We start from the raw sequence: 590 nt of genomic DNA on the forward strand, positions 1-590 counted from the left end.
TGATTAATCGAATCCACCGCCATATCATTTATCGAATTTATATTGCGATAGAAACTGATTGGATCATATGGCGTCGTGATGATTAATTTTTCAAGGTTGAGCCGCTTGTCGTGATATCTGCTTGGTGCGGCCTTATCGTGCTGATAAGGGTCAAGCAAGCGCAACAGATCGCTGTATTCGAAGTCATTGGGGCGCAGATCGTTAATGATAACGAACCGCTGACCACGATATTCTTGAAAATGATCACGTGAACTGCCCAAGGTAATGTAATCTTTACCTTTGAGGATATGCTCAGCTAAGCGGGTTTTTCCAACGCCTGCTTTGCCATATAGCCATAGAGTGGTCATTTTGTGACCGCTGAACTTTTGCAGCCACTCTTGGTGTTTTTGAGCCAATAATTCAGCGTCTATCTTATCAATTAGCTGCTGATGTCTGGCTATGCCATATACACCTAGCTCTTGGGTCAGCTGATCTCGGCTGATAGCTTGTTCAGCGTAGCGCCTTATCTGTTCATTTTCGTATTTCGGGCTAAGCTTGATTTTGGCGCGGATCTGCTCTAAGCGCTTGGGATAATCAAATGATGCTTTGAC

Annotated in this window: 1 pseudogene; it reads right to left on the reverse strand. The window is 44.2% G+C overall.

The features are described from left to right. Nucleotides 1–590 (reverse strand): annotated as a pseudogene (locus J3U71_RS11595) (replication initiation protein); the annotation flags it as partial.

It is taken from the genome of Lactobacillus sp. B4015, assembly GCF_026536055.1.
In the GTDB taxonomy this organism is placed as follows: domain Bacteria; phylum Bacillota; class Bacilli; order Lactobacillales; family Lactobacillaceae; genus Lactobacillus; species Lactobacillus panisapium.